Source organism: Janthinobacterium breve, from assembly GCF_051380895.1.
GTDB lineage: Bacteria > Pseudomonadota > Gammaproteobacteria > Burkholderiales > Burkholderiaceae_D > Janthinobacterium.
The window spans coordinates 284297-291047 of the sequence record NZ_JBNYXY010000012.1; the positions used below are offsets into that span (position 1 = coordinate 284297).

General features: G+C 63.2%; 6 protein-coding genes. 4 read left to right on the forward strand and 2 right to left on the reverse strand.

Annotated features, from left to right (window positions below; genetic code table 11):
• Positions 1-9 precede the first annotated feature (9 nt).
• Both ACQ4W0_RS24775 and ACQ4W0_RS24780 read left to right on the forward strand, forming a co-directional pair.
• Complete coding sequence (locus ACQ4W0_RS24775; protein ID WP_436579166.1) at positions 10-2499, forward strand: hybrid sensor histidine kinase/response regulator; 2490 nt, start codon at positions 10-12, stop codon at positions 2497-2499.
• Between the two features lie 300 nt (positions 2500-2799).
• The gene (locus tag ACQ4W0_RS24780; protein ID WP_436579167.1) at positions 2800-3783 is read left to right on the forward strand and encodes a response regulator; all 984 of its coding nucleotides are present in this window, start codon (positions 2800-2802) and stop codon (positions 3781-3783) included.
• Between the two features lie 74 nt (positions 3784-3857).
• Here ACQ4W0_RS24780 and ACQ4W0_RS24785 read toward each other — a convergent pair whose 3' ends face one another.
• On the reverse strand, positions 3858-4253 hold the full coding sequence (locus tag ACQ4W0_RS24785) for a hypothetical protein (RefSeq protein WP_436579168.1): 396 nt from the start codon (positions 4251-4253) through the stop codon (positions 3858-3860).
• A 310-nt stretch (positions 4254-4563) separates the two neighbouring features.
• On the opposite strand from ACQ4W0_RS24785, the gene ACQ4W0_RS24790 reads away from it, so the two are divergent.
• On the forward strand, positions 4564-5277 hold the full coding sequence (locus ACQ4W0_RS24790) for a sensor histidine kinase (protein ID WP_436579169.1): 714 nt from the start codon (positions 4564-4566) through the stop codon (positions 5275-5277).
• Between the two features lie 20 nt (positions 5278-5297).
• Here ACQ4W0_RS24790 and ACQ4W0_RS24795 read toward each other — a convergent pair whose 3' ends face one another.
• Positions 5298-5894, reverse strand: a complete 597-nt coding sequence (locus ACQ4W0_RS24795; RefSeq protein WP_436579170.1) for a hypothetical protein — start codon at positions 5892-5894, stop codon at positions 5298-5300.
• A 149-nt stretch (positions 5895-6043) separates the two neighbouring features.
• Between ACQ4W0_RS24795 and ACQ4W0_RS24800 the strand changes: the two genes are divergently transcribed.
• On the forward strand, positions 6044-6559 hold the full coding sequence (locus ACQ4W0_RS24800) for a DUF6265 family protein (RefSeq protein ID WP_436579171.1): 516 nt from the start codon (positions 6044-6046) through the stop codon (positions 6557-6559).
• Positions 6560-6751 lie beyond the last annotated feature (192 nt).

The following is a 6751-nucleotide window of genomic DNA, read 5'->3' on the forward strand; positions in this document are numbered from 1 at the left end:
GGATTTCCGATGGCTAAGCATGACCGCAAGCAAGATCTGCTACCCCCATCAGCGCCGCTGAGCCTGTCAGGCGAGCGCCTGGCCAACTTGCTGGAGAGCATTACCGACGGCTTCTGCCTGCTCGACCATGACTGGACCATCCGCTACATCAATACGCGCGGCGCCGACATGCTCGCGCCGCAGCGTCCGCCCGGCAGCCAGCTGACAGGCAACAGCCTGTGGCAAGCCTGCCCCGAGTTGCAGGGCACGGAACTGGAAGTACAGTACCGGCGCGCCATGGCGCAGCAGCACAGCTGCAGTTTCGAGCTGCTGTATCGGCCACTGGGGCGCTGGCTGGAAGTGCGCATCTTCCCGTCCAGCGAAGGCTTGACCACGTATATCCAGGACATCAGCCAGCGCAAGGCGGCCGAGGAAGGCTTGCGCCACAGCGAGGAAGACTTGCGCGCGCTGGCCAATTCCATCCCGCAACTGGCCTGGATCGCCAGTTTCGACGGCACCATAGCCTGGTACAACCAGCGCTGGCACGACTACACGGGCACCAGTGCGGAACAGATGGCGGGCGAGGGCTGGAGCATCGCCTATGACGCGCGGTACCTGCCCCCCATGCTGCAAGGCTGGAAGGCTGCCTTGCGCGATGGCACACCCTTCGAAATGGAATTTCCCATCCGTGGCGCCGACGGCCAGTACCGCTGGTTCCTGACGCGCGCCAACCCCGTGCGCGACCGGGGCGGCCAGCTGCTGCGCTGGTTTGGCACGAGCACCGACGTCGACCAGGTCAAGCGCGCACAGGAAGCCTTGCGCGACGAGACGCGCGTGCTGGAATTGCTCAATAACACGGGCGCGGCCCTGGCCGGCACGCTCGACTTGCCTGCCCTGCTGCAGGAAACCGTCGATGCGGCCACGCGCATCAGCGGCGCGCGCTTCGGCGCCTTTTATTATGACGATGCGGCGGATATCCTCGACAGCCCGGGCGCCCCGCCCGCGGCGCGCACCGTGAACGGCATCAGCCTGCACCAGGCCGATGCCATTGCCGTGGAACTGCGCCAGGGACCGGTCATGCGCCAGAACGACTTGCAGACCGCGCCCGACGCCAGAGCCGACGGCGCGCCGACGCTGCGCAGCTGCCTGAGCCTGCCCGTCAGCTCGCGCTCGGGCCTGTTGCTGGGGCGCTTGCTGCTCGGTCATCCGCAGACGGGCATGTTCAGCGCGCGCAGCGAACGCATCGTCTCGGCCATCACGGCCCAGGCCGCCGTCGCGCTCGACAACACACGCCTGTACGCAGCCGCCATGCGCGCCGCCGACGAGCGCAAGGTGCTGCTCGACAGCGAACGCGAGGCGCGCGCCGAGGCCGAGCGCACGAATCAGCTGAAAGATGATTTTCTCGCCACCCTGTCGCATGAACTGCGCACGCCGCTGTCGGCCATCCTGGGCTGGGCCCAGGTACTGCGGCGCGGTACGCGGGACCAGGCCGACCTGCACCGTGGCCTGCAAAGCATCGAACGCAATGCGCGCGCGCAGGCCCAACTGATCGAAGACTTGCTCGACATGAGCCGCATCACCTCCGACAAGGTGCTGCTCGACCTGCAAACCCTCGCGCCCGCCAGCGTCATTGCCTCGGCCATCGAAACCCTGCGCCCGGCGGCCGACGCCAAGCACATCGCCATTCACAGCAACATCGCCAGCGATGCGGGCAGCATCGCCGCCGACCCCGGCCGTATCCAGCAAGTGATCTGGAACCTGCTGTCGAATGCCCTGAAGTTCACGCCACAAGGGGGACGGGTCGATATCGGCGTGCGCCGCGAGGCGTCGCGTCTGGCCATCACGGTGGCCGACAACGGCGTGGGCATCAAGAAAGACTTCCTGCCCCACGTATTCGACCGCTTCCGTCAGGCCGACGCCTCCACCACGCGCCGGCATGGTGGCCTGGGGCTGGGGCTGGCGATCGTCAAGCACCTGGTGGAGCAGCATGGCGGCACGGTCACGGCCAGCAGCGCCGGCGACATGCAGGGCGCCAGTTTTACCGTGCGCCTGCCCCTGGACACGCCGGCCGCCGCCGCGCACCAGGCCGGCAGCGCCCCGTCCGCCAGTCCTGACTTGCGCGGCGTCAGGGTGCTGCTGGTCGATGACGAGGCCGATGCGCGCGAACTGACGGAACGCATCCTGCGCGACCACCACGCCGAAGTGCATGGCGCCGCCAGCGTGGCGCAAGCGCTGCAACTGCTGGAACAGGTGCAGCCCCATGTGCTGGTCAGCGACATCGGCATGCCCGATGCCGACGGTTTCGACTTGCTGGCGCACATCCGCGCGCACGCTTCCCCGGATGCCGCCCGCCTGCCCGCGTTGGCGCTGACGGCGTTTGCGCAACCGCAAGATCGCCAGCGGGCGCTGGCCAGCGGCTTCCAGGCCTGGGTCTCGAAACCGCTGGACCCGGCCGAACTGGTGGCGGCCGTGGCGCAACTGGCCGCGACGCGCGTCACCGTCCCTCCCTTAAAAAGATGATGCAAAGAAATACATAGTGCAGAATAAAATGACTATTTTTGTGGGTTGGCCTTCCTACTTTCAGACGCGGCACTGTCCTACAAGCAACTAAGCTGAAGTTTGCTACACTGGAATGCAGAAGCACACCTGCACGGCAGGCAGGAGACAGGCGGCCTTGGCTGCCATCAGTGACAGAAGCGAGTTCAAGCGCTGTTGTGCGCCCTATCTTGTTGCAAGGCGCTACTATCTTTCCCACCGCCGTCAGCCGATCATCAGCGGTAGAAGCCAGCGTTGCATAGACCGTATTAACCGAGACCCTACATGCCCAGCCAAGATGAGATTTTGAAAGCCAAAATTTTGGTCGTCGACGATTCGCCCGACAATGTCGACCTGATGCTGGAAATCCTGCGCGATGCCGGCTATACCAATGTCACGGCCACCATGCGTCCGGCCCAGGTCTGCCCCCTGCACCGGGAACATTGCTACGACCTGATCTTGCTGGATCTGCAAATGCCGGAGCTGAATGGCTTCCAGGTCATGAAAGGCTTGAAGGAAATCGAGCATGGCGGCTACCTGCCCGTGCTGGCCCTGACGGCACAACCGAGTTTCAAGATCGCCGCCCTGGAAGCGGGGGCGCGCGACTTCATCAGCAAGCCCTTCGACCTGATGGAAGTGCACAAGCGCATCCACAACATGCTGGAAGTGCGCCTGCTGTACAAGGAACTGGCGCAGTACAGCAAGCAGCAGCAGGAACTGGCGCTGCACGACCCGCTGACGGGCTTGCCGAACCGGCGCCTGCTGGAAGACCGCATCGAACACACCCTGCTGCAATCGGCCCGCAGCCGCGGCAAGTCCGCCATCCTGTACCTGGACCTGGACGGCTTCAAGGCCATCAACGACAGTTACGGCCACGGCTATGGCGATGACATCCTGAAAATGGTGGCGGCCCGCCTGGTGGGCGCGTCGCGCAAGGAAGATACGGTGGCGCGCATCGGCGGCGACGAATTCGTCATCGTGCTGGGCAATCTGGCCGGCAAGGGCGACGCGCGCGAACCGGCCGCCAAGCTGATCGAAGTCATTTCCGAACCGTATTTCATCAACGACCTGACCTTGCGCCTGTCGACCAGCATCGGCATCGCCATCTACCCGGACGACGCCAGCACCGTCGAGTCACTGCTGGGCGCGGCCGACACGGCCCTGTATGAAGCCAAGCGCTCCGGCAAGAACCGCTTTTGCTGCTCGCCCCACGACGTGATCGTGTCTCAGGTGAACATGCAGAAAAACAGCATTCCCTCGATCGCCTGAATGTTGACTGCGCGCGGCGCGTAAAAAAACCGGCAAGCCATCACGGCCAGCCGGTTTTTTATTGTCGCGACATTTTATTTCTTTCCAGCCGTCACTTCATGCTTGCCCGCATGCTGGTGGTCCGTTTGCGCATTCACGGTGTCCGGCGCCACTTCGATGCGCGTGATGCCGGCATCGACGGAAATCGGGTCGCTGGCGGGGAAAGTCATTTCCACGGCGTCGTCGAGCAACTCTTCCTTGGCCCGCTCTTCTCCGCTCATGCCCTCTTCATCAGCCAGGATGGCCAGCGCACTGGCCCATTTGACGAAATTGAGGTTGGACAGTTCGCGCACGGTGTTCACGCCAAACGCCTGCTGCAAGGCCTTGGCATCCTTGGCGCTGACGCCGCGCAGGGCGCTGATGGGGGCATTGACGATGTCGCGGAAGCTTTTGTCGAGGTATTCCTGGTCGACGATGGTATCGATATTCATGGCACGTCCTTTCGTTTCAATAAGCGGGCCGGTGCTGCGCCCTGCACCGCATGGCGGCTATGCTGCATGGGGAAAATGCATGACCCCACTATGGCAGCGAGCGGCGCCCCGGTATGTGCGCAGCCGTACGTAACAACGGGAACAATTCCACCTAGCGCAAACGACAATCTTGTCTATAATATAAAAATGATGGGAGGAGATTAAAATTGCCGAAAAGACAGAAATTTTCCATCCATGCGCCCTGCGATGAAATCCTCATGTATGATCCACCACTTGAATTTGGTCCACCTTTCACCAATCACGGGGCGCTATGTCCGCACAAACAGATCCGAACAAGGAAGCGGCCCAGGCCGATGCGGAACGCGCCGCCGATCTCAGCGAGTTGCTGGGTCATGTCAACACCAGCTGGGACAATGAACGGCGCGCCCTGTCGCGCCAGCTGCACGACAGCCTGGGCTCATCGCTGACGGCGCTGACCATGCACCTGTCGCTGCTGACGCAAAAAATGCCACAGGAAGCAGCCTTGCTCGACCGTGCGGCGACCATGAAGCAATTGCTGCTGAATGTGATTGAAACCAACCGGCAAATGCAGATGAAGTTGTGGAACGACAAGCTGGAATTTCTCGGCGTGAATGTGGCGCTGGGCGAGCTGGCCGCGCAATTTGCCGAGCAGCACAAAATTACCGTGCGCTGCAGCCTGCCCGACGATGAACTGATTTGCCCGCGCAACGTGGGCGTGGCCCTGCTGCGCACCCTGGAAGAAGCACTCAGCAACATCGCCACGCACGCCAACGCCACAGAAGTGGATATCATCATCGACGACAACGATGAGGCGCTGATGATGACCGTCAAGGATAACGGCAGCGGCCTGCCGGCCAGCGAACCCGTCGAAATGAGCAAGCACGGCCTGCGCTCCGTGCGCGAGCGCGTGCATTACCTGGGCGGCAATCTGAGCCTGACAGCCAACCCGTCAGGCGGCACGGCCCTGGCCGTCGTCCTGCCGCGCATTACGCCAAAAGAATAATCCCCGGCGGCCGGCGCGCATCAGCGTGGCGGCATCAGCCCCCATTCAGGCAGCACCAGTTGCGCTCCAAGCACGTCGCAGCGTGCACCCTGCCCGGCCAGGCTGGTGCGATTGCCCTCCAGCGTATGCAAAAAATGTCCGACACGCAGCACATCCGTCAATTGCGCCGCCAGGGCGGCATCGGCGGGATGGCCCGCCTGCGTCCATCCCAGCGCCAGCAGGCTTTGCCAGATGTCGGACAATGCCATGCGCCAGCCGGGCGAGGCGAGGAAGACGCCAACAGGCTGACCCAGCGACGCGCTCGCCCGCGCCAGCAAGTCCTCGCGCGCCAGCTCGCCGGGCCACCCCTCAAGCTCGGCGCGCCACGGGGGAAAGGCGACCAACGGCGCCGGCAACGCGTCCAGGCTGCCGATGAAGCTGCTCTTGCCATAGCCATGCGTGCGAAAACGCACTACCTGCCGCAGGCTTTCCTCGGCATCCACCCTGCCCGTGCAGGCCAGCAACTGGTAAAAATCGAGCTGCTCCGGGTCCAGGTCCAGGCTTTTCAGGCTGATGTAGCGATAATCGAACTGGCCCGGCCTGACGGCGCCGTGCGGCTGCGTGGAAGTATCGTGCATGGTTGTCCTCGGCATGATGATGGTGAAGGTCTGCATCTTTCCCGAGTATAAAGTGTTTGCAGTGTGCAGCCCAGCATCGGCTACACTGGGCAGGCGCGCCATCGGCGTGCACCAGGGACAGCGAACAAATCGCAACGACAGGAGACGGCATGCAACGACTCGCAACTACCTTGCTGGCAGCACTGATCGGCATGGGCGCCGCCCAGGCCGCCGAAAAAACCGTGCCGCCGCCGGAAACCGTGGACAAGCTGGCCTGGCTGGCCGGCTGCTGGAATGTCGACGGCGCCGAACCCGGTTCCGGAGAGCAATGGAGCACGGCCGCCGGCGGCACCCTCCTCGGCACCAGCCGCACCGTCAAGGGCGGCAAGACGACGGCCTTTGAATTCGTGCAGATCCGCCTCACCGAGCCGGGCCAACTGGCCTACATCGTGCAGCCGTCGGGCCAGCCACCCGTGATCTTCAATCTGCTGCGCCAGGACAAGCCGAATGAATTCATCTTCGCCAACCTGGACAATGACTTTCCTAGCCGCATCATCTACCGCCACGACAGCGAACGCATCTTGCATGCCAGCATCAGCGGCACCTTGAAGGGCAAGCTCACCACCATAGCCTTTCCCATGACGCGGGGCCGCTGCGAGGCGGTGCCCCTCGCGCGCGGCAAATAAAAAAGGGGCCTTGCGGCTTAATGCCGTTCAGTTAAGGTCTCGTTTCAAGACCCGGACAGTGTAACGCTGAGGCAAGGCTTTGACGGCCCGGTCGAATTTTCGACCGGGCCGTTCTTCATTCAGGAGGTCGGTTAGTCGCTGACGCAAGCGTTGCATCAAGGCTGGCAACTTGCCGTAGGAACGCACGATGGC

What these genes read in the sequence shown, in the direction of transcription:
- ACQ4W0_RS24775 (WP_436579166.1), top strand. Translation starts at nt 10, where the DNA reads ATGGCTAAGCATGACCGCAAGCAAGATCTGCTACCCCCATCAGCGCCG.
- ACQ4W0_RS24780 (WP_436579167.1), top strand. Translation starts at nt 2,800, where the DNA reads ATGCCCAGCCAAGATGAGATTTTGAAAGCCAAAATTTTGGTCGTCGAC.
- ACQ4W0_RS24785 (WP_436579168.1), bottom strand. Translation starts at nt 4,253, where the DNA reads ATGAATATCGATACCATCGTCGACCAGGAATACCTCGACAAAAGCTTC.
- ACQ4W0_RS24790 (WP_436579169.1), top strand. Translation starts at nt 4,564, where the DNA reads ATGTCCGCACAAACAGATCCGAACAAGGAAGCGGCCCAGGCCGATGCG.
- ACQ4W0_RS24795 (WP_436579170.1), bottom strand. Translation starts at nt 5,894, where the DNA reads ATGCACGATACTTCCACGCAGCCGCACGGCGCCGTCAGGCCGGGCCAG.
- ACQ4W0_RS24800 (WP_436579171.1), top strand. Translation starts at nt 6,044, where the DNA reads ATGCAACGACTCGCAACTACCTTGCTGGCAGCACTGATCGGCATGGGC.